22 protein-coding genes are annotated in these 21,049 nt (G+C 56.5%); 14 read left to right on the top strand and 8 right to left on the bottom strand.

Annotated features, from left to right (window positions below; genetic code table 11):
• Nucleotides 1-54: 54 nt before the first annotated feature.
• The gene (locus GO988_RS17280; RefSeq protein WP_157567838.1) at nucleotides 55-399 is read right to left on the bottom strand and encodes a hypothetical protein; all 345 of its coding nucleotides are present in this window, start codon (nucleotides 397-399) and stop codon (nucleotides 55-57) included.
• 46 nt (nucleotides 400-445) lie between these two features.
• Here GO988_RS17280 and GO988_RS17275 point away from each other — a divergent pair, with 46 nt between their 5' ends.
• Nucleotides 446-787, top strand: coding sequence for a hypothetical protein (locus GO988_RS17275; protein WP_157567837.1), 342 nt, complete (start codon nucleotides 446-448; stop codon nucleotides 785-787).
• 349 nt (nucleotides 788-1,136) lie between these two features.
• Here the strand turns inward: GO988_RS17275 and GO988_RS17270 are convergent, their stop codons facing one another.
• The 6 genes from GO988_RS17270 to GO988_RS17245 all read right to left on the bottom strand — a co-directional run bounded on the left by GO988_RS17270 (nucleotide 1,137) and on the right by GO988_RS17245 (nucleotide 6,470).
• Nucleotides 1,137-3,632, bottom strand: coding sequence for a BT4734/BF3469 family protein (locus GO988_RS17270; protein WP_232341592.1), 2,496 nt, complete (start codon nucleotides 3,630-3,632; stop codon nucleotides 1,137-1,139).
• Nucleotides 3,632-4,060: a hypothetical protein gene (locus tag GO988_RS17265; protein WP_157567834.1), complete on the bottom strand. Its 429-nt coding sequence runs from the start codon at nucleotides 4,058-4,060 to the stop codon at nucleotides 3,632-3,634. The genes GO988_RS17270 and GO988_RS17265 overlap by 1 nt, the downstream gene beginning before the upstream one ends.
• Nucleotides 4,053-5,147 carry a site-specific integrase gene (locus tag GO988_RS17260; RefSeq protein WP_198172861.1) on the bottom strand — a complete coding sequence of 365 codons (1,095 nt, stop codon included), beginning with the start codon at nucleotides 5,145-5,147 and terminating at the stop codon, nucleotides 4,053-4,055. The genes GO988_RS17265 and GO988_RS17260 overlap by 8 nt, the downstream gene beginning before the upstream one ends.
• 236 nt (nucleotides 5,148-5,383) lie before the next feature.
• Nucleotides 5,384-5,752 (bottom strand): hypothetical protein, encoded by a 369-nt coding sequence (locus GO988_RS17255; RefSeq protein ID WP_157567830.1) that lies wholly within the window; start codon nucleotides 5,750-5,752, stop codon nucleotides 5,384-5,386.
• Between the two features lie 96 nt (nucleotides 5,753-5,848).
• Nucleotides 5,849-6,253, bottom strand: a complete 405-nt coding sequence (locus GO988_RS17250; protein WP_157567828.1) for a hypothetical protein — start codon at nucleotides 6,251-6,253, stop codon at nucleotides 5,849-5,851.
• A 4-nt stretch (nucleotides 6,254-6,257) separates the two neighbouring features.
• On the bottom strand, nucleotides 6,258-6,470 hold the full coding sequence (locus GO988_RS17245) for a hypothetical protein (RefSeq protein ID WP_157567826.1): 213 nt from the start codon (nucleotides 6,468-6,470) through the stop codon (nucleotides 6,258-6,260).
• Nucleotides 6,471-6,634: 164 nt separating this feature from the next.
• Here GO988_RS17245 and GO988_RS17240 point away from each other — a divergent pair, with 164 nt between their 5' ends.
• The 13 genes from GO988_RS17240 to GO988_RS17180 all read left to right on the top strand — a co-directional run bounded on the left by GO988_RS17240 (nucleotide 6,635) and on the right by GO988_RS17180 (nucleotide 20,024).
• Entirely contained in the window at nucleotides 6,635-7,636 is a 1,002-nt protein-coding gene (locus GO988_RS17240) for a helix-turn-helix domain-containing protein (protein ID WP_198172859.1), read from the top strand.
• 207 nt (nucleotides 7,637-7,843) lie between these two features.
• Nucleotides 7,844-8,440 (top strand): hypothetical protein, encoded by a 597-nt coding sequence (locus tag GO988_RS17235; protein ID WP_157567824.1) that lies wholly within the window; start codon nucleotides 7,844-7,846, stop codon nucleotides 8,438-8,440.
• A gap of 95 nt (nucleotides 8,441-8,535) precedes the next feature.
• Nucleotides 8,536-9,945: a site-specific integrase gene (locus GO988_RS17230; RefSeq protein WP_157567822.1), complete on the top strand. Its 1,410-nt coding sequence runs from the start codon at nucleotides 8,536-8,538 to the stop codon at nucleotides 9,943-9,945.
• 54 nt (nucleotides 9,946-9,999) lie between these two features.
• The gene (locus GO988_RS17225; protein ID WP_157567820.1) at nucleotides 10,000-11,736 is read left to right on the top strand and encodes a ComEC/Rec2 family competence protein; all 1,737 of its coding nucleotides are present in this window, start codon (nucleotides 10,000-10,002) and stop codon (nucleotides 11,734-11,736) included.
• A 164-nt stretch (nucleotides 11,737-11,900) separates the two neighbouring features.
• Nucleotides 11,901-12,707, top strand: a complete 807-nt coding sequence (locus tag GO988_RS17220; protein ID WP_157567818.1) for an enoyl-CoA hydratase/isomerase family protein — start codon at nucleotides 11,901-11,903, stop codon at nucleotides 12,705-12,707.
• Between the two features lie 67 nt (nucleotides 12,708-12,774).
• Complete coding sequence (locus tag GO988_RS17215) at nucleotides 12,775-13,251, top strand: sterol desaturase family protein (RefSeq protein WP_157567816.1); 477 nt, start codon at nucleotides 12,775-12,777, stop codon at nucleotides 13,249-13,251.
• Nucleotides 13,252-13,409: 158 nt separating this feature from the next.
• Nucleotides 13,410-14,330, top strand: a complete 921-nt coding sequence (locus tag GO988_RS17210) for a MerR family transcriptional regulator (RefSeq protein ID WP_157567814.1) — start codon at nucleotides 13,410-13,412, stop codon at nucleotides 14,328-14,330.
• A gap of 151 nt (nucleotides 14,331-14,481) precedes the next feature.
• Nucleotides 14,482-15,042, top strand: coding sequence for an RNA polymerase sigma factor (locus GO988_RS17205; RefSeq protein WP_157567812.1), 561 nt, complete (start codon nucleotides 14,482-14,484; stop codon nucleotides 15,040-15,042).
• A 166-nt stretch (nucleotides 15,043-15,208) separates the two neighbouring features.
• Entirely contained in the window at nucleotides 15,209-16,681 is a 1,473-nt protein-coding gene (locus tag GO988_RS17200; RefSeq protein ID WP_157567810.1) for a phytoene desaturase family protein, read from the top strand.
• Between the two features lie 3 nt (nucleotides 16,682-16,684).
• Nucleotides 16,685-17,524 carry a phytoene/squalene synthase family protein gene (locus GO988_RS17195; protein WP_317164906.1) on the top strand — a complete coding sequence of 280 codons (840 nt, stop codon included), beginning with the start codon at nucleotides 16,685-16,687 and terminating at the stop codon, nucleotides 17,522-17,524.
• A 165-nt stretch (nucleotides 17,525-17,689) separates the two neighbouring features.
• Nucleotides 17,690-18,157, top strand: a complete 468-nt coding sequence (locus GO988_RS17190) for a hypothetical protein (RefSeq protein WP_157567808.1) — start codon at nucleotides 17,690-17,692, stop codon at nucleotides 18,155-18,157.
• Nucleotides 18,158-18,312: 155 nt separating this feature from the next.
• Nucleotides 18,313-19,167: a 4-hydroxy-3-methylbut-2-enyl diphosphate reductase gene (locus tag GO988_RS17185; RefSeq protein ID WP_198172857.1), complete on the top strand. Its 855-nt coding sequence runs from the start codon at nucleotides 18,313-18,315 to the stop codon at nucleotides 19,165-19,167.
• A gap of 176 nt (nucleotides 19,168-19,343) precedes the next feature.
• A complete protein-coding gene (locus GO988_RS17180) occupies nucleotides 19,344-20,024 on the top strand; it encodes a fatty acid desaturase (protein WP_394351231.1) in 681 nt (226 codons plus the stop codon).
• A 177-nt stretch (nucleotides 20,025-20,201) separates the two neighbouring features.
• On the opposite strand, the gene GO988_RS17175 is transcribed toward GO988_RS17180, so the two are convergent.
• Nucleotides 20,202-20,981 (bottom strand): SDR family NAD(P)-dependent oxidoreductase, encoded by a 780-nt coding sequence (locus GO988_RS17175; protein WP_157567804.1) that lies wholly within the window; start codon nucleotides 20,979-20,981, stop codon nucleotides 20,202-20,204.
• Nucleotides 20,982-21,049: the final 68 nt, after the last annotated feature.

The raw sequence follows: 21,049 nt of genomic DNA, 5'->3' as shown, positions 1-21,049 counted from the left end.
ATGTGGAAGCTAATTTTAGGATAAGTTTTGTTGCGCAGAATTGTGCAACATGCCTTAGGCTACCTGCAGCCGAAATAACTCAGGGCTATCGGGGTCAGGCGCCAGTACAAAGCGCAGGGCCGTGACCTCGGCGGGCTGGTCAGCAAAGAGCAGGTTGCTGCGGTAGAGCGCCCGAAAGCGTAGGTGACCGCGGTCGGTGCTGCCGTGCAGGCGGTAGGGCGAGCCGGCCCGGCGGTCCAGCCGCCAGCAGTCACCCTTGCGGGCTGGCGGCAGTAGGTCGACGTGGGCATGAGGGCCGTGGGTGCGGCGGGTGGCTTCGCCGTTGAGGTTAACGAGGCTGCTGCGGTAAACCGTCAGCGTGGGTACGTCCTGAGGAAGGGGTTTTGCAGAGGTGGGCATGAGGGAGGGTAGATTAAGCATAAGTGGTGCGGTTATCTTCGCCGCCATGAAAAAACTGATATTCTTCGGAGCGTACCTACTATCACTGACTTCGCAGCCGGTAATGGCGCAGACAGGTGGGGCAGATATAGTAGTGGTGCGGGTAGCAGAGGTTATTGGCCATATTCACTTAACCATTGAGCGGGCTGGGCAAGAGCCCGAAGAGGTTAGCTCTGAGTGGGCCGATAAAGTCTCAAAAAATCAGCGTGCGTCAAAGGGCTATTTTGATGCTCTTAGTAAGCTCTATCAGCAAGGATATCAAGTGCAGGCAACTATTCCAGGTGCTGAGTATGCGAATGGGGGTGCTGTTTTTACGACTTTAATTTTTACCAAGCCGATTGGTAAGTAGCAGGGTGCATCTACTTGCCAATGGGTAGGGGGTGATGATCGGCATAGAATAGGCGAGAGGTAAAAAGGAGGCTGCGGCTAACTTTTTATTTTTCAACTTGGCCGCAGAAAAATCAGCGTTTTTGATGGTGCTAGGATGCTTTTTTGCAGGTTTTAGAAAGGGGGTAGACAATGTTTTCAGCTTGCTCCATATAATTTGTATTTTTCTTATTATCCGCGTATTTATAAATAAGAAAAATACAAAACATGTAAAGTGTATAGGCTGAAATGTAAAAGGTGCTTTTTGAAGCAGTAAAGCACTGTGTAGTATGTTGACTCACAGTAAGTAACGCTGCGGCTAACTTTCAATTTTAAAAGTTAGCCGCAGCCACTGGTAGTAACAGGTAAGTCTGATCACAACGAGAGTCCTTAACTCGCCACTTTTTCTTCTCGAATCCCAGCTTTACCAGCCAGCTATTAAAGCGCTGGTAGCTGGTGCGTCGGTCGCCCGTCTCCGTCTGGTAGCGGCCAAAAGCATCAGCCGCCCAAATACCTGGCTCATTGGTGGGCACGCCCGCCGCCACCAATTCAGCCGCAAATTCTATAAACTCAGTCCCCGTCTCCTGCTCCAGCTTGCGGGCCGCCAGCGTGGCTGAGGGTAGCTGCTGCAACTGCCGGCCACTGGCCAGAAAGCTTTGCACCCAGAACAGGGCCAGGTTGAAGAAACGATTGTACTCGGCCACATCTGTTTCCCAGCCTTCCCGAAAGAAGCCACGGCCAAACTCGTCCTTCGGCGTGTGGGTGGCCGAGTAGTGGGGCGCCAGCGGAATCTCTAGCTTTCGGCCCTCGTGGCTGCTGCCGTCGCCCAGTAGCACGTCGTTGGTGGTCATGGCGAACTTAGGTCCGTCCGCGAAAGGAATGATGAATTCAGGCTGGTTCTTTTTGTTGACGGCCAGCTCTGATACGATTTCGGTAAACAGCTTTTTGAAAGGCAGCCTCCGGCCGTCCCACTCGTCGAAGTAGAGGATACGGGTATCGAGGTCTACCCGCGAAAACCGAAAGCTGTCTTCGAAACGAAATGTGGCACCGGGTATCAGGGTCACTTTGATGAGTTCCCCCACGGCGCGGATCAGCAAGCTCTTGCCCGTACGCCCGTCGGGCTTACCGGTGGTGGCCACCTCATCAAGGAAGATGACGCAACGCGCATTGAGCTCTTCTTTGTATCCATGTAACAAATAGCCCAGCGCGTTTTGCAGCACCCTCAGGCGGGTGGTATCCTGGGCGCTCACATTAGTCGTGAAAGCATGAAAGTCGCACTGCTCAGCCTCGGGACGGCTAATAAGTACCACGTGGTGCGGCCGCACCTGCTCGGTCCAGATAAGGCCGGGTAGCTCGGCGTAGGGCAACGCCTGGCGCTCGGTGGCGCTGACCCGCACCCAGCAGTTGGTAAAGAAGAAGTAGGCCTGCTCCCGTTCATCACGCAGGAATGGTTGGTCGAGACTCGGCAGGTTTTGCAGAAACTTAGGGTCATAATACTTACCGTCCTTCGCAAGCACCAAGTTCTGAATCTGGAAGCGGTACACCCCCCCGTCAAACTCATAGGGCAGGTTATCAAGATAGGCATTCACGAAGTCCCGCAGCTGCCCGCCGTCCTGCCGGTGCACGATGTTCGCCTGCACTCGCACAATGAGGTAGCTGGCTTCGCCGATGCGGTACTTGCGGAAGCCTTCAGCGGCCAGCCAGTTCTTATAATCGTTATCGCTGAGCTGCACCTTAGCCGGCCCGTCGCGCTTGGTTGGCGGCTGCAGGTACCAGAAGGTGAGCAGCGTGGGAGATTGCTGTTGTTCCTTAGCCAGTGCCTCGATGGCGGCTTGCACGCTGGCCAGCGGCACGTGGGCCTGGGTGGCAATTTCCTGCGCCAGCGTTACCACCGTCCCGTAGGCCTGCCGGGCCTCTCGTAATTCTTTGCGTACCCGTAGCTGAAGCCACTCAGGTAGCAGCGGTTTGGCGGGGCCTGTTTTGTAAAGTCCGGAATGCAGCGATTTCTCGGCATTTTTAAGGTCGGCCACATTCTCTTTAGCGAGCACTGCGGAGAGCAGGGCATCGTAAGCCCGGCCCGCGTCAACGAAACCTGAGCCTACGTACCCACCCACCATATGGGCCGCATCGCGTACGGCGTCATGCTTGCCGCCCTCGGGAGCTTGCTGAATCATCTTGACGCCGATGGCAATCAGCGTCGCCTCTGTGTCAGCATTGCGCAGGTCCGGGGCCGTGAAGGGTGCCCCTGACAGCATCCGGACAGGCTGCTTGGCTCTCGGCTCGGGCAGCGTCTCTTCGAAAGTAGCTGCCTGCTCATTCAGGCACAGCGCGGGGTCATAGCTGACGAAGCGCAGCCGGCTCACGTTCGAGCAGCTGGGGTCAACCGCTACGCCGTACTCAGCCTGAAAATAGGCCGCCAGCGCTCGAAAGCTGCCCTTGTGGTCCTCGGCCGGGATGGGCACCAGCACGAAGAAGCCCACCCCGCCGGTGCTGGTGCCCACGGCGTAGGCGTAGCTATCCGTTTCAATGGCCCGCCGGGCTGCCACCAAGTCAACCCCCGCGTTGGCGTCCTTGGCATCAATGTCGAGACACAGCAGCCCCGAATGATGCAACAGCTTCCCGTCTTCGCGGGCACTGAATGTGCCCGAGGTGGTGAAGCCGGGTAGCCTCCGTTTGGCCCTGGCATAGGCAGCTTTGTCGCCTAGGGCGGCGCGGGCGGCCTCCACTGCGGTGCGCCAGCGGCCGTCCCGAATGCCAGCCAGCACCTCGGGCAACTCCAGCGTCTGACCAGCAGTGGTTACGGAGTCAGGATAAAAGGAAACTAGCATCACACGTCACGCTTCGGGGCGGCCTTGCCGGCGCGCTCCCAGTACACAAAAAGGGTTTGGAAGTGGGAACTCTGCCAGCGCACTAGCTCCCCCTCCGTGGGCTTCTGCCCCGGTGGCCGGTCAGGGTTCAGGTCCAGCTCCAGTCCGCAGTTGCTGGCATCGGGTAGCGGGTCAGGGCGAAACAGGTGGTTGGCCAGCAACTGCGCCCCCACGATGGGAGCAGTTTCAAGCCCACCCCGCAGACGGATAAAAAGCCGTAAGCCCGCCGGTACATGGTGCCAGCGCTCGGGCTCAATCAGGTCACCCTCGTAAATCTGGCCCTGGCTATAGAGCAGCAGCTTGTGGCCCTGGTGAAACCGAAACGCTATGGCGGCCGTGGGGGGCAGGTCGTAGAGACCCGGGCGGTAGTCGAGTGGATAGCTACGCACTGGCGGCCTCCTTTCGAACTAGGGTGGCCTCAGCCCATAGGGGGACCACACGTCCACCCACTTCCTGCGGCTGTGCCGGCTCAGGTGTCTGGGTGGCATTATAAAACACGCGCCCAAAGTCTTCTATCAGCGTCTTATCCAATATCTTGGCGTAAATACGCTCCGTCATAGTAACCGAACGGTGGCCTAGGTACTTGCTTACCACCTCCATGCGAACACCTAGATTGAGCATGAGCACCCCCGCTGTTTTGCGGCCTACATGGGTAGTCATTTGCTCGGGTGAAAATCCCAGGCGCGCGCCTATCTCCTTGAGGTAGCGGTTATAAGCCTGGTTGGTGAAAATGGGCACCTTGTCGTTATACTGCGTCAGGATGCGCTCGGCTTCTGGCAGCAAGGGTATTATGCACTCGTAGTTCTTGACGTAAGTACTTTTTTGCCGTCGCACTCGCAACAGGCGCCGCTTTACTCCTTGTTGGTCAATGTAGTTTTCTACATCGCGCCGCACATTCAGCGCTAGTAAATCGGCATAGGCTAGCCCTGTCCAGCATTGCAAAATGAAGGCATCCCGCACTTTTTGCAGGGTGGGTTCTTCTAGGGGGAAAGCAGCCAGCTCGGCTACATCCTCTGCCATTAAGTAAATAATATCCTTTGGGGGAGCCAGCTTATACTTATACTGCTGCATGGGATTCACGTCGAGCAACTCGCGCCGCACTCCCCACGCCAGCACCATGCCCACCACTTGCACCCCCTTCACGGCTGAATTGCGACCAAACTTCTGGTCGAGCAAAAGCCAATGCAGGAACTTATCGGCCGTGCTATAAGTGAACTCGCTAGGATGCAAGTCGCTCAGATTGTGCGCGGCTAGAAACTGCGCTACTTTCTTAAAGCGGGATTTATGGCCCGTATAAGTGCCCAGCGCCAGTTCTACCCCAACTAGCTTTTTTTCCTCTTTGAGCATCGCTTGCATCAAGTCTAGCAGGCTTAGGTGCGTACGGGGATTGCGGTAGATATCCAGAATCCGGCGGGCCGTTACGGTCTTGCCCTGGCGCTCTAAGTCGGCGTGAATGTCGTTTAAGTCATCACGCATCTTAACAAGCTGGCTATCAATATGACGGTCAGCAGGTGTTTTACCTAGTACCCGCCCACCGCCATCAGTACTCCAATTATCGGCAGTGGTTAGGTGGCCGGCTTCAAACCTTGCCTGTGCGCGCTGGCCATGCACTTTGATAATACAAGAGATAGAAATAAAGCCTGTGCGGTTTATTAAACCCTTGGTCATTTTAGTGAGGTGCTTCCTCTCGAATACAATATCTACGAGCGCCCTCATGCTACCAGCCTCCCCTCTGCACCGACCTGAGCCGCAGTTTCAGCGGCCCATTGCGCTTGCTTTTTCTGCTTCTTCTCGCGGCCCTTCTTCGTTTCGAAGCCAATCTCGATAAGCGAGTTATTGAGGTTGCGCTCCAGTAGCTGAATACGCCCGGCAAAGCAGTCAACTAAGTCCGCTGTGAGCTGGCCGCCGTCCCCTAGCGATACTGGTACCGTGATGGCGCCGCTTTGGCTACGAACTGTTATTTCAAACACGCCCTCATCAGCAGCAGAGAGGAGTTGGTGATACTGAGCGAGCAGTTTCTTGTAGACCTTACGTTCGCGTTTAGCAGTCTTGTGGGTGTAATTCTTTTGGTAATCTAACATGGGTTGGGAGGGGGAATGAGAAGAAAAGAGTAAGCAAAAGCGTGGCTGGGCTGGGAGTCCAACCGGATATAAAGTCCCTGAAAATCAGTGTGGAATTTAGATGGGTGCGTCACCTAAGAACTCTCGAACCGCTAGCTCGCTGACCCGGTAGTTCTTCTTGCCGGCGCAGGTATAGCGTAGGCGGCCATCGCGTAGTAGGTCGCCCAACGTGCGCTCGCTGATGTCTAGTCGACGAGTAAGCAACCCACCGTACGGGCGGCTTTCATCGGGTTCGCCCGAGAGCCGGTAAACCGTAGATAGCGCCGCTTGCTCGGCTTCGGCGGCCAGCCGGGCCCTTTGCTCATTCTGCAATAAGGTAACCACGGTCGCCGCGTCGCGCACCACCAGCAGGCCGTTGGCCATTGTGAAATGTAGCTCAGGCAAAGCAGTAATGGTAGCCCCAGTCACTGAAGTGGCGGGCGTAGCGGTAGCTACTTGGCGGCGGGGGGTAGGGGCTGCCATAAGGTTAAGCAGCTTTGAGACTATTGAGCGTTTGCTGAGCTTCTAATGCCCCCGACTCGCGAACTATGCGCAGGGCTTCCTGAACACAGGCATTTCCCGGTTTACCACGGCGTAGGGCCTCGCTAACCGAAGGCTGCCGGATGCCAAGCTTCTTAGCTATAGCAGTAATAGCCCCATGGGGTAATAACTGCTTAAGATTCGCATTTTCTTTAGTCATGATGCTATAAATTGCTTGCTTTACTTCAAGTGGACCCTACTTTTGCCATCAGTCTGCCTATCACTTCACGAATGTACGGATGTGACACTTGAATGTATAATCTGTAGTGCAATAAAATGCTTTACAGATAATAAAATATTGGTTATCAGCAAGATTATTTTGCCATGAGTGCTCCAACCTTGTTAAGCAACAAGCTCTTAGAACTGCGCAAAAAAGCTAAACTCACTCAAAATCAGCTAGGTGAGCAGGTTGGTGTGTCAGGAGGTGCTATATCTCAATTTGAAAAGGCGCTGAACAGGCCTACAATTGAAACATTAACGAAACTGTCTAACGTCCTTGAATTTGATCTCACGCCACTGTTCGCTGACAAGGATTCGGTACCCAGGCCTTCGATAGATAATCTACCAGAATCAAGCGCATCTTTATTAGGTCGCAAGATTGAGCATGCTAGGAAGCGAAAAAGGATAAGCCAGGGTCATCTAGCTGATCTAGTAGGTGTGTCTAGAGCATCTATTGCCCTATATGAAGCTGGCAAAGGCAATCCATCGCTTAAGGTGCTAGAGAAGCTAGCTGATGAATTGGGTCTCTCTTTTGGCAATCTGGCAGTTTTAGGAGACGAACGTGGCTATGAGGGGTATAGTGATGCAGCTATTATGCTTCAAAAGCTGGAAGAGGATAATGTTATCCGTAGCTACTTAATCAATATGCACTTCCAGAAAGAGGAGGAGTATATCGAAGTGGACTTATTTCCGCCTCCTGGGCTGCTCCACAGCCCAGAACTTTTTCCTCAGCTTACTAGCAGACCGAATAGTGAGGTAGACCAAGGAATCCGCTGGCCTACGCTATCTGTACTGCGTGTGCCTGGCATTGACTATACTGATGCACGAATAATAACCGTCAGTGGCAATAGGATGGCTCCTAGGTATCCAGATAAATCTAAACATGTGATTCACCCTATTCATGACCCTACTTTGTTGAAAAAGGCTACTGGCGTTCATGCCTTTGTAATAGAAGATAGAACAGTTATGGTGAGGTATATATCATCTAATATAAATGGAAAAGCAATTCTAAAAGATGCGTTGGGATATGAAAATGGCATAGACTTGACTTCTGAAATCAGTGTTTGGAAGGTGGGGCAAGCCGTCCATATGCCTCCAGAAGAATAGTTTATAAATCTCATATTCCACCAGCGCCTAGAGCACGCCCCACAACACCAGAAAGTAGATGCAGGACGCGAAGCTTCCTGCCAGCCCCCTATAACAGAAAAACCCCGCTCACCACAAGACTTTTACAGAGTAATATATAGAGTCGGTCCTTGCTTTGGGGCAATGTAAAAGAGCAAGTTAACCTCCTCCATATTTAACTTTGTCGGTATGAAATACTGTTACTTTAACTACCTGGTACTATTCGGTTTATTACTTGCATTAGGCGCATGTAAGGAAGAAGTTACTTCTGTTCCTGCTCCTATTCCTACTCCTGTTCCGGCTATTGATTTCGGCGCAAACGACGGCTATACCGGGTGGGATGCTACTCGGGCGCTCACGAATCCGACTGACCCTACAGATTGGACGACTGATGCCACCTGGAACAGCGCCGAGATGGGCTTGTTTGCGGAGAATAACCTCGACTTCAGTCAGCCGCAATTGCCGGCTAGCACCTGGGAAGTGTCCGCCTACCCGAATCCTGTTGTAATCGGGGGAAAAACCCAACTCTCAGCGTTGTTGCGCGACACGGACTTGGCTATCCCATCCAGTCAACTACGCATCCTCTACACCCTGGTGGATGCGCACTATACGGCACTGGAGTACGGCCTAAGAGATAGTGTGCTCAAGCGTTTTGGGGTCAGTATTTTATATCCTGCCAATAAATTCAGCGGCGGTACGCTCTACCGAATGTACTACGTCATCTACAACACAAACAACAGGCAGGTCTATTACAAAGGCCACGGTGACATCAAGGTGATGCCCTAGGTAAAGTGTTATTTACGCACTGCCACGGCCGCTAAGTGCTGCGACCACTACTAGCACCTAACGCTAACTTGCCGAGCCTATCCTGTTACCTCGTCATGGAGCTCATCTTCCGCCAGCGCCTCGACCGCCCCGACAAAGCCGGCCGGGCGGCCATCTTCGGGGACCTGCACTGGGCCGGTGGCCATCGCTGGAAAATGCCCACGGGTGTTAAGGTGCTGCCCACCCACTGGCAGCCCACTAAGGCCAAACGCATCCACACCAGTGCGCCCGATGCCAATGCCCTGAACCTACGCCTGGGCCGACTGCTCACCGCCGTACAGGGCGTGTTCCTCAAGGCGGAAGCCGACCGGCGGCCCGAAGCCAGCGTGACGGTGGCTGAGCTGCAGCTGGCGCTCGTCGAGGCCGGCGCTGGCTCGAAGCGGGCCGTAGCACCGCCACCCGCACCACCAGTCGACCCCAACGCGCCATTACCCGACACGGCCAGATGGCAGGAATTTAACGAGCGCTGGAAGCGTGACAACGTGGGCCGCGTGTCCACTTCAGCCCTCAACGGCTTCAACCAGGTGATTGGCCACCTCGAAGCGTTTGACCCCACCTGGCGCATCAGCGGACTCACGCGCGAGCGCTTGACGCAGTACACTACCTGGCTTTATAGTCAGGGCTATAAAGACGGCACGCTTACCCGCCACTACTGGTTTCTGCGTGAATGTTGCCACATGAGCGGCCGCATCTCGCCTAAGTGGCTGGTAGTGCAAAACATTCGCCACGCCAAGGCCGTGGGCCTCCAACGGGCCGAGGTATTGCAGCTGGTTAGCGCGCCGCTGCCGCCCCACCTTGATCGGGACCGCAACGTTTTTCTCTTTCAAGTGCTGTTGTTGCTGCGCGAGTCCGACCTGCGCGCCTTGCAGCCTCACCACGCCCAGCTGCGCGAGTTACCCGGCCACGGCCCGACGCTGTGCATTGAACTCTACCAGCAAAAAACCGGTGAGCCGGTGCTGATACCATTGCCGCCGCTGGCGCTCACCATCTGGCAGCATTATAATGGCCGGCTACCGGTGCTCTCGAACTGGCACCGCAACAATGCTATTCGCGAACTAGCTGAGGCGGCCGGCCTCACGCGGGAGGTGGTGACGGTAGCCTTCTCAGGCAAGGTCAAGCACGAGGCCGTGCTGCCCATTTGGGACGCGCTCACCACACACTCGGCCCGTCATACGGGGGCCACGCTGCTCACCTGGGCCAGTGATGGGGACCAAACCTTAAAAGAACTGGCTCTGGGCCATGTCTCCGATTCGGTGTATGGCTCCGATACCGTGGAACGCTATGGCCCGCGGCTGCTCGATGCCTGGCAGAAGATACTTTCTGATGGGCGGGAGTCAGCTGTTAGAAAGCGGGGGCAAATTTCTGAAAACCGGGGGCAGCTACCCGAAATGCCCCCGGTATTGGAGGAGAAGGCTGCTGCTAGCCGCCGGTTTCGTCCGGTGCAAATGCGCAAAACAGGCGGCTAGGGCATATTTGGCGGCACATTCCGGCACCGTTCGGCAAAGCCATAATACCACCAAGTGTACCACTCCCAGTATGTGCACCAGGGGCAGTACCAAGTGCTGGGCCACGCGCCGCTGAGCTGGCCGGTGGCCATTAGCCAGCGGGCGGCCGCGGTGCTCGATGGCGTGTTTCGGCGCTACGTGCCCTCGCTGCGCGAGTATGCGCTAGGCACGGCCCTGGTGCTGGGCTTCAAAGATGACATTGACCAGGAAACCCGGCAGGCCTACGCCAACACGGGTACTACGCACATTATGGCGGTGTCGGGGTTGCAAGTAGGGTTGCTGTTTGCGGCGCTGCAATGGCTGCTGGCGCGGGTGCCGCTAGGAGGTTCTGCTGCGCGGCGGCGCCTGCTCACGGCTGGGCTGGGGCTGGGCCTTATTTGGAGCTACGCTTTTCTGACGGGCTTATCGGCGTCGGTGCTGCGGGCCACGGTTATGTTCACGCTCGTGATAATCGGGCAAGCCTGGGAGCGGCAAAGCAGCCTGTTCAATACCCTAAGCGCCGCCGCGTTTGGCCTGCTCTTGTGGAACCCCTATCTGCTCTGCGACGTGGGTTTTCAACTCTCCTTCCTGGCCGTGCTGAGCATCGTGTACTTGCAGCCACGCATCGTGCGCTGGGTCGATGTGCGCAACCGCGTGCTCGACCAGCGCCGCAGCTGGCACGCGCCGGCCGCGCAAAAAGCCTGGCGTGCCGCGGCCTGGCTGGCCGATGCCAGCTGGCAACTCACAGCCTTGTCGCTGGCGGCGCAGGTGGCCACCTTCCCGCTAGGCCTGTATTATTTTCATCAATTTCCCTTCAACTTCTTGCTGTCCAACCTCATCGCGGTGCCCATTTCGAGCTTGGCCGTGTACGTGGGGGTAGGGCTGCTACTGGTTAAGGGCTTGGCAACGGGCCTGGGCCTAGTGCTGCCGGCCGGCGCTGGCCCGTGGCTCGACTGGCTGCCCCAGGCCATGGGTTGGGTGTTTGAAAAACTTATCTGGCTGTTCAACGAATACATTTTCCTCGTTGGCCGGCTGCTGCCGGGGGCCGTAGTCGGGGGTATTCACCTCAGCCAGGGCCAAACGCTGCTGATTTTCTTGTTGATTGGGGCATTTTGCGTGTTCCTGGCTTCGCGGCGGCTAGCCTGGGCGGGCTGGGTCGTGGCCTTGCTGGCCCTGTACGGAGGCAGCCGCGTAGCCGAAGCCTACGCCGGGGCTCCGGTGCGCGAGTTTGTGGTGTACAGTATTCCGCGCCGCTCGGTGGTGGGCTTTTGGCAAGGCGCGGCCGTGGAGTTTGCCACCGCCGACTCGCTACCCCTCTCCGAAACCGAGCGCACTTATCGCCTGCGCCCCAGCCTGATACTGCGCCGCGTAGCCCAGCCGCGCTACTGTGTAGGCTGGCGCGGCGCTACCGTGCCCGTGCGCCAAGTGGCCCCGCCTGACAGCGCCGAGGCTACCCGTCGCTACCCCCCGGCGCCGCTGGTGCTGGCCCAGTGGCGCGGCCTGCGCGTAGCTTTTGTGAGCGGCACGCTGCGGCGCCTAGCCAGCCCTACCCCTCCATTTGTGGCCGACGTGGTGGTGCTGCGCCGCAATCCTTACCTCTACCCCGATGCCTTAGCCGCGCATTTTGGCCCGCGGGCGCGGGTGGTGTTCGACTCGTCGTGTAAGCGCTGGTACATCGCTCGGCAAGATTCGGCATTGCGTGCCGCGGGCTTCCAGACTTGGGATGTGAACGAGCGCGGCGCTTTTACTTACCAGCTGGCCCCCGCCAAGTAGAAGCACTTCGCTTATCTCAGCGATTTATTGGCGGTGTACCTCGGCAGTAACTGCCCGCCCAAGCGCACAAAGCAACCTTTTGCCTTCCACTAGCGAGTCTAGTAGTGATAGCCTCGACCGGCCAGCCAACCCAGCCGCCCACTTTCGCCGTATTTTGCTTTATCATGACCGACTACCACACCCCGGAGCTGGACACTTTACGCTTTCTGCAATACGAAGCGCAAGACCGCCTGGCCTATATAACCCTGAACCGACCCGCCAAGCGCAACGCGCTCAGCGCCAACGTCGTCACCGAACTGAAGCAGGCTTTCGAGCAAGCCGAAGCCGATGACAACGTGAAAGTTATCATTTTGCGCGCTACCGGCGACGTGTTCTGCGCGGGCGCCGACCTCAAATACCTGCAAGAGCTGCAAGACAATACCTATCAGGAAAACCTGGCCGACAGCACGCATCTCATGCAGCTGTTTTACCAAATTTATACACTCAAAAAAATTGTGATTGGCCAAGTGCAGGGCCACGCTCTGGCTGGCGGCTGCGGGCTCGCCACGCTTTGCGATTTCACCTTTGCCGTGCCCGAAGCCAAGTTTGGCTACACCGAAGTGAAAATTGGCTTCCTGCCCGCCGTGGTAAGCGTGTTCTTGTTGCGCCGTATCGGCGAGGCGCGCACCAAGCAACTGCTGCTAAGCGGCGACATCTTTTCGGCTCAGCAAGCGCTTGATTACGGGCTTATTACGTTTGTGGTCGAGCGCGACCAACTGGCCGATACCGTGCGCGAGTACGCCCTGCGCCTGGCCCGTGAAAACTCGGCCCACAGCATGGAAATTACCAAGGAAATGCTGGCCCGCCTGCCCGAACTTGACCTCGAAGACGGCCTGCGTTACGCCGCCGAGCGCAACGCCGATGCCCGCGCCTCCGAAGATTGCCGCCGCGGCATTGCCGCCTTTTTGAACAAGGAAAAAATAGACTGGTAAGTACTCTTCTAAGTACTAAAGAACGTCCTGCTTCGGCAAGCGCAGCCGGACGATAGTTATTTAGCGAATGAACCCCCTCCTCGCCATTCTTATCACGCTCATCACCTTCGCCTTCATGGAGTTTTGGGCGTGGTTTATGCACAAGTATGTGCAACACGGGCCGCTGTGGGTGTTGCACAGTTCGCACCACGTGCGGCCCAGCCCTCGGCCCTTCGAGCGAAATGATTGGTTTTTCGTAATTTATGGCGCCCTCTCCACTGCGCTATTCCTCACCGGCAACAATGGGCAGCACTGGTGGTTTTGGGTGGGGGTAGGGATTGCTGCCTACGGTACTGTGTACTTTTTTGTGCACGACGGCTTGATTCACGGCCGCTTACCCTTCTGGAAAAAGACGGATAGCGTGTACCTACGCGCGCTCAATATGGCCCACAAAATGCACCACAAAACCCAGGGCCGCGACCACTCCGAGGAGTTTGGCTTGCTGTGGGTATCGCCCAAATACCTGCGCCTAGCCCGCCAGCAAGCCGCCCGCAAAGCCCATTAATACGCTTTTAAACTATTTAAGGGAGTTGCGGATTAAGTATTAGAAACGCAGCGAGGTTACTTTAGCAGAAATTATAGCTTATTCAATTATGCGTTTCCCGCCTCTGGCTGCGCGCCGGAGGCGGGAATTTTACTCTATCCTTCCCCAAAAACTCCTCCGTGGCCCGTTATTCTATCAGCGATTTGGAGCAGCTTTCCGGCGTGAAAGCCCACACCATTCGCATTTGGGAGCAGCGCTATAACTTGCTGCATCCCAACCGTACTGCTACCAATATCCGCACCTACGGCGAGGCCGACCTGCGCCGGTTGCTCAATGTGGCTACCCTCTGCGGCCGGGGGCAGCGCATCTCGCAGGTGGTGCGCCTGAGCGAGGAAGAGTGCCAAGCTGCTGCCCTGGCGCTTTGCAACGAAGTGCAACCCGCTGACTGCGCGCGCATTAATGCCCTGCAAGCCGCCGCCCTCGACCTCGACGAGCCCCGCCTACACCACCTGCTTGATGAAGCCATCAGCGAACTTGGCCCCGAGGATGCTATTCTGCGGCTGGGCTATCCCGTGCTCCAGCGCCTGAGTGTGTCGTGGAAGGAAGGTTCGCTGGGCGTGGCCCAAGAGCGCCTAGTGGCGCAGTTGCTGCGCCAAGAATTGCTGGCCTCGGCCGATGCCCTACCCCTGCTGCCGCTGGCCACCTCCGATGCGCCGCGCTGGCTGCTTTTCCTGCCCGAGGGAGAGTGGCACGAGCTAGCCTTGCTCTTCATGAATTATGCCCTGCGCGCGCGCGGCCAGCAGGTATTATACTTGGGCCCCAACCTGGCCTTGGCCGATGTGGTGGCCGCTGCCCAAGCTTTTCGGCCTACGGTGCTGGCAACGGTGCTCACTACGGTGCCCGCCCGCAGCCATGTAGCAGCTTATGCCACCGCGCTGCACCAGCAGTGCCCTGAGGCTACCGTATTGCTTTTTGGGGGGCTAGCTGTGCAGGCTACCGGCCTGCCCGAGGGGTGCTTGCAAACCGCGTGCCTACACGAATTCCGGGATTTAATTCCCTTTGTAAATCAAGAAGTTGGGCGGGAACTGGTGGAAAATTAGCAGATAAGCTGGGCCTAGTTTCGCTAAGGTGCGTACTTTGCCAGGCCTGCATACTTAGGGATTCGAGCTGAAAAAATAGGTGGGCGTCAGGATAATTTCTCTGCTTATCGTTTACCTTTGTTTAAGATTCTGCTACGAACCCTTCAACAACATGACTTCTCTGGAATTCACTTCTCAAGTGCAGAAAATATCGTCATCGCTGCGCCCGGTGGCGATGAACCTCACTCGCGACGCTGATGATGCCAAGGACCTTGTCCAGGAAACATTGCTAAAAGCGCTGCTTAACAAAGATAAATTTAAGGCGGGTACGAATTTGAAGGCGTGGTTGTACACCATCATGCGCAACACCTTCATTAACAACTATAACAAGATTACCAAACGTAGCTCCAACATCGATTCGACGGAGTACTTCCAGTACTTCAACACCGATGAGAACTACATTACCCACAACGGGGCTACCACCGATTTTGTGGTGCGCGACATCAACGAGGCCATTGCCAGCCTCGGCACCGACTACCGCACGCCCTTTATGATGTATTACATCGGCTATAAATACCTGGAAATTGCTGAAAAGCTCCAGATTCCGATTGGCACCGTCAAAAACCGCATTCACATTGCCCGCAAGGACTTGAAGGCGGCCTTGCAGGTGTACGCTCCTGCTGGCGCCGACCGCACTAGCAGCGTACTTACCGAAGAAGCTGAGCAAGACTAACTTGCCCGTCCGCCGACCGAAAGTCGCGCCTCCTGCCTAGCAGGAGGCGCGACTTTTTTTTGCTAAAATGGTAATTGCCGCAGCTAAAACTGCGTATTGACGAAGCCGCTGCCGGTACTTTGCTAGATTATTGCAATTTTTACTCCCTACTTCACCAATTCACTGAATGCCCCACGCAGTTGTTATCGGAGCCGGTTTTGCGGGCATCTCGGCTGCCTCTACGCTGGCCCAGGCCGGCTGGCAGGTTACGCTGCTCGAAAAGAACGCCGGCCCCGGCGGCCGGGCCCGGGTGTTTGAAAGCCAAGGCTTTACTTTCGATATGGGCCCTAGTTGGTACTGGATGCCCGGCGTGTTTGAGGATTATTTTGGCAAGTTTGGGAAGAAAGTAAGCGACTACTACGACCTCATCCGCCTGGACCCTTCGTACCAGGTTGTATTTGGTGAGAACGATACGGTGCCCATCCCCGCCGGCATGCCCGAGCTACGGCAACTGTTTGAAAGCCTGGAACCTGGCAGCGCCGCCCGGCTCGACGAATTCTTGGCCCAGGCTGCTTATAAATACGAGGTCGGCATCAACAAATTTGTGCACTTGCCTAGCCGCTCGGTGCTGGAGTTTGTAGACTGGCAGATAATCAGCGGTGCGGTGCGGCTCGACTTGCTGCAAAGCATGGCCAAACACGCCCGCAAGTTCTTTAGCCATCCTAAGCTGCTCAAGCTCATTGAGTTTCCAGTGCTATTTTTGGGAGCCACTCCCGAGAATACGCCCGCTCTTTATTCGCTTATGAACTACGCCGACTTGGCCCTCGGCACTTGGTACCCCAAGGGTGGCATGCACCAAATAGTGCGGGGTATGGTGAGCTTGGCCGCAGAACTGGGGGTAGGGCTGCACTACAACCAGGAAGTGCAGGAAATAGTGGTCGAAAACGGCCACGCCACCGGCGTGCGCACTGATACCGGCTTCTGGCCTGCCAATGCGGTGGTGGCCGGCGCCGACTACCAGCACATTGAGCAGCAAGTATTAAAGCCCGAGCACCGGCACTACTCGCCCGCGTATTGGGACTCGCGCACCATGGCGCCGTCGTCGTTGTTGTTTTACTTGGGCGTGAGCCGCAAGCTGGCTAATTTGCTGCACCACAACCTGTTTTTCGACGAGGATTTCAGCCAGCACGCCCACGAAATTTACGAGGCACCGCAGTGGCCCAGCCGGCCGCTATTCTATGCCTCGGTGCCCAGCAAAACCGACCCCACGGTGGCCCCCGAAGGCCAGGAAAATCTATTCTTGCTCATTCCCGTCGCCCCTGACCTCGACGACCCCGAAGCTATTCGCGAAAAATACTACAACATGCTGATGGACAGGCTAGAGAAGCATTGCGGCCATCCCATTCGCGATGCGGTAGTATTTAAGCGTAGCTATGCCCACCGCGACTTTGTAGCCGATTACCATTCTTTTAAAGGCAACGCCTACGGCTTGGCAAATACGTTAAAGCAAACGGCGATTCTCAAGCCTACGCTGAAGAGTAAGAAGATTGACAACTTGTACTTTACGGGGCAGCTCACGGTGCCGGGGCCAGGCGTACCGCCTTCCCTCATTTCGGGGCAGGTAGTGGCGGGCGAGGTATTGAAAGAAATTAAAAACTAAACAGTGGACCACGAACAGCTTTTCACTGACACCAGCCTGGCCTGCGCGCAGCTTATTACGCGGCGCTACAGCACGTCGTTCTCGCTGGGAATCCGCACGTTGGATAAAGGTTTGCACCGGCCCATCTACGCTGTATATGGCTTTGTGCGCTGGGCCGATGAGATTGTGGACACCTTCCATAGCCACGACAAGGCGGCGCTATTGGCGCAGTTTGAGCGCGATACCTACGCAGCCATTGCGGCGGGCTTCAGCCTAAACCCCGTGCTGCACGCTTTTCAATGGGCGGTAAACACGTATGGTATTGACCGCGAGTTCATTGATGCGTTTCTGCGCAGTATGGAGATGGACCTAGAAGACCGCAACTATCGCCAGGAGTTGTACGAGAAATACATTTATGGCTCGGCCGAAGTAGTGGGGCTGATGTGCCTGCGCGTGTTTTGCTACCAGCAGCCGGCGCTGTTTGAGCAACTGCAGGCGCCGGCCCGCCGGCTGGGGGCGGCGTTCCAAAAGGTTAATTTTCTGCGCGATATCCGCTCCGACTATGAGGAGCGGGGTAGGGTGTACTTTCCGGGGCTGCGCTACGAGCAGTTCGACAACGAGGCCAAACGGCTGATTGAGGCAGACATTCGGGCCGATTTTGAAGCGGCTTACGTCGGTATTCAGCAGTTGCCGCGCACGGCGCGGATGGGCGTGTACCTCGCCTACGTCTACTACCTCAAGCTGTTTTATAAGCTTCGCCAGGCCCCGGCTACCCAGGTGCTGGCCGAGCGCGTGCGCCTGCCCGACAACACCAAATTGCTGCTGCTGCTGAGCTCGTGGCTGCGCTACCGCATCACGGGTTAACCAATTTTGCTACCTCGCCAACTAGCCAGCCATACCTTTGCCAACATGAAGAATGCCTGTATTTTGCTTGGGTTGCTAGCGGGGGGTAGGGCCACTGAACTCAGGGCAAGTGCGTTGCCGTGGGCAGAACCAACTTTTATTTCTTCTTTATTTCCTTCTTTTCTGATGCCTGATTATTCGCCCGCCATCCTGCGCCGCCACTACGAGCAAGCCGCTGCCGATAAGGCAGCCGGCGAAAAATTCTACAACTTGCTGCACGATTACCAGCAGCAAGATGCGCTGGTGCTCGGCTACAAGGCGGCGTCGGAGGCCATCAAGGCCCGCGATGCTTCAATGCTCAACAAGCTGACGTACGTGCAAAACGCCGCCCGCACCTTCGAGCAAGCGGTGAGCCTAGACCCATCCAGCGCTGAAATTCGCTTTCTGCGCTTTTCAGTGGAAAGCAACTTACCCCCCTTCTTGGGTTTGAGCAAGCACGTGGAGGAAGATAAATCCTTCTTGCTCAATGCCGCCTTGCAGCACCCACGTTCGGGCATGGATGAGGAAGCTTTTCGCACGGTGCGCGGTTTTTTGGTGGGGCGTGGGCACGTATCGGAGGCCGAGGCCGAGCGCCTAGCGCAAGTAAAGGGATAGAAATGGGTTGTCTTTTAGAAATAAATAATTGGGCATTAGCAAGTCTTCAAAATAAGGTAGGGCAAATTCAGAATTCTGTAATTGTGAGGGTTACTTAGGCTAAAACATCCTTTTTTAAGCAACCTTGACCGCTATTTCCGAGTTAGCTTAGCGGTATGCATCCCGCCCTGCACCTCAGTATTCGCATCGACCCCAACTCCGGCTTTTGCTTTGGAGTAGTTTATGCTATCCAGATGGCTGAGGACCTGCTAGCCGAACAAGGCTACTTATACTGCCTCGGCGATATCGTACACAATGACGAAGAAGTGCAGCGCCTGGAAGCCAAGGGCTTGCGCATTATTGACTACGAACAGCTAGCGGTGCTGCACGACGAAGCGGTGCTTATTCGGGCGCACGGCGAGCCGCCGAGTACTTACCAGCGGGCCATGGAAAATAACCTGACCCTGATTGATGCCAGCTGCCCGGTGGTGCTCAAACTGCAAAACCGCATCAAGGCCAGCTTCGACCGCCGCGAAAAGATTTTGATTTATGGCAAGCACGGCCATGCCGAAGTGCGCGGCTTGCTGGGCCAAACCAGCGGCGAGGCGGTCGTCTTTGAGAGCCTAGACGAGCTGCTGCGCCACGACCTACCCCCCGATATTACCCTCTACAGCCAGACCACGAAAAGCACCGACTCGTTCTACACGCTTAAGCGTGAGCTGGAAACCCGGGGCTTTGCGGTGAAAGCTAACGATACCATTTGCCGGCAGGTGAGCAACCGCGACCAGGATTTGCGTCATTTTGCCGCGCAGTTTGACCAAGTTGTGTTTGTGTCGGGCACCAAAAGCTCGAACGGCCGGCTGCTATACCAGGTGTGCAAAGACACCAACCCGCAGACGCATTTTGTGTCGCGTCCCGGCGAGCTCACGCCCGCTTGGTTTGCGCCGGGCCAATCGGTGGGCATTTGCGGGGCCACTAGCACGCCCATGTGGCTAATGGAGCAGGTGCGCGACGAACTGACCAAGTTCTAGCCTACTGATTAGCGAGGTTTTAGCAAGTGGCGCGGACTTTTAGGGCGCCTACTTGGTTGTTAGGGTAACGAATTTAGTGGTTAGTATAGTTAATGGCGTCTTTTACAGAATCTGTGCAGTCTGCTACCATTCCCGCTCCGGCGGCTCCGACGTGGACTAGGGTTGCGCCCGAGCCACTGGCGGGGCGGGGGATAGCTGCTGCCGTGCTCATTATTGGTGCTTGGAGTGGCCTGTTGGCATACCTGGTCGCGTTTTACAAACCAGATTGGCACTCGCCCGCACCGTACTTATTGGCGCTACTGCAAACGCATTTATACACAGGGCTTTATATTACGGGGCACGACGCCATGCACGGGGTAGTAAGCCCTAATAAACGCTTAAACACGACCATTGGGACGGTGGCCACGCTGCTATTTGCCTACAACTGGTTTCCGCGCCAGCTGCCTAAGCACCACGACCACCACCGGCACGTGGGCACCGCCGCCGACCCCGATTTTCACCCCGAACACCACCCGGGTTTCCTGCCCTGGCTGCTGCGCTTTGCCTGGAACTACGTGACGTGGTGGCAAGTCTTGCTCATGGCCGTGACTTACAACGTGCTGAAGCGCTACTTTCCGCAGGCCAACGTTATTGCCTTCTGGATGATACCGGCGGTGCTGGCGACGTTGCAGTTGTTCTTTTTTGGTACTTACCTGCCGCACCGCGGTGAGCACGAAGCCGGTAACCGCCACAAATCGCGCAGCCAGTTGCGGCACCACGTATGGGCCTTTGTGAGCTGTTATTTCTTTGGCTACCACTACGAGCACCACGACCAGCCCTACCTGCCTTGGTGGCGGCTCTGGAAGGCTAAAGCCTGACTAAGGGGGTAGGGAATTCAGTTGCTGATTCTTTGGGTTTATAAATTTTGCGCGAGCAACAAGAAAGGCCACCTCAACGGGTGGCCTTTCTTGTTGCTCGCGCTTAATAGATTGTTAATCACTATAATTAGTCTACCCCTGCCAAAACCTGAGTGCCCGTTTCTGCATGATGCCCGGCTAGGTGCTGGCCGGAAAAGGAATGCCGGAGAGACGGGCACAGGCCGCCAAAAACCGGTCTTGCACGGCGGGGTCGGCGGCAGCGGGTAGAAAGGCTCGTTGCTGCTGGTGGTAGAAATACTGGCCCGTTACGAGGGCTGTTTTAGCCTGGCTGGTGGCGAGCCAAGCCTGCGTTTTGGGTGCTTCTGCTAGGCTATCGGGCGCGCCGGGGCCACCTATTTTAGTAGCGACCCAGCCGGGCTCTAAGGCGTTGGACAGCACCTGCGGCCAGTGGCGAGCCACGGCGAAAGCAAGCAATACATCGTGCAGCTTCGAGTCGGCATAGGCCTGGTAGCCGCTCCAGGGGCGCGTATCCCAGGTGAGGTCGTGCAAGCTGGCGTCGCCTTCGCGGTGCAGGCCCGAGCTGAGGTACACCAAGCGCGCTGGCCGCTCGATTAAGCAGGTGAGCACGTAGGGAGCCAACGAGTTAACGGCAAATACAGCGGGCAAGCCGTCGGCCGTGGCACCACGGCGGGGCTCGCGGTAACCCACACCAGCGTTGTGAATAACAGCATTGAAGCGACCGAGTTGATTAGCTTGCTCGGCCACTTGCCGCATGCCTGCCAAGCTCGACAAATCGCCAATAACCACGGTTTCTGCACCGGGGGCGCCGGCCTGGGCAACCTGCGCTCGGGCCTCGTTGCGGGCGTGCAATACTACTTGGTGCCCAGCTTGCAGGAGGAGTTGGGCAGCCAGCAAGCCGAGGCCATCGGCCGAGCCGGTGAGGAAGATACGAGCCATCTGCGGGCGAAAATGGAGAATAAAAACAACATCCCGCACCGCACTTGGTTGCGACGCGGGATGCGTAA

Source organism: Hymenobacter ginkgonis, from assembly GCF_009755225.1.
Taxonomy (GTDB): Bacteria; Bacteroidota; Bacteroidia; order Cytophagales; family Hymenobacteraceae; genus Hymenobacter; species Hymenobacter ginkgonis.
This window is presented reverse-complemented; position numbering and strand designations above follow the sequence as displayed.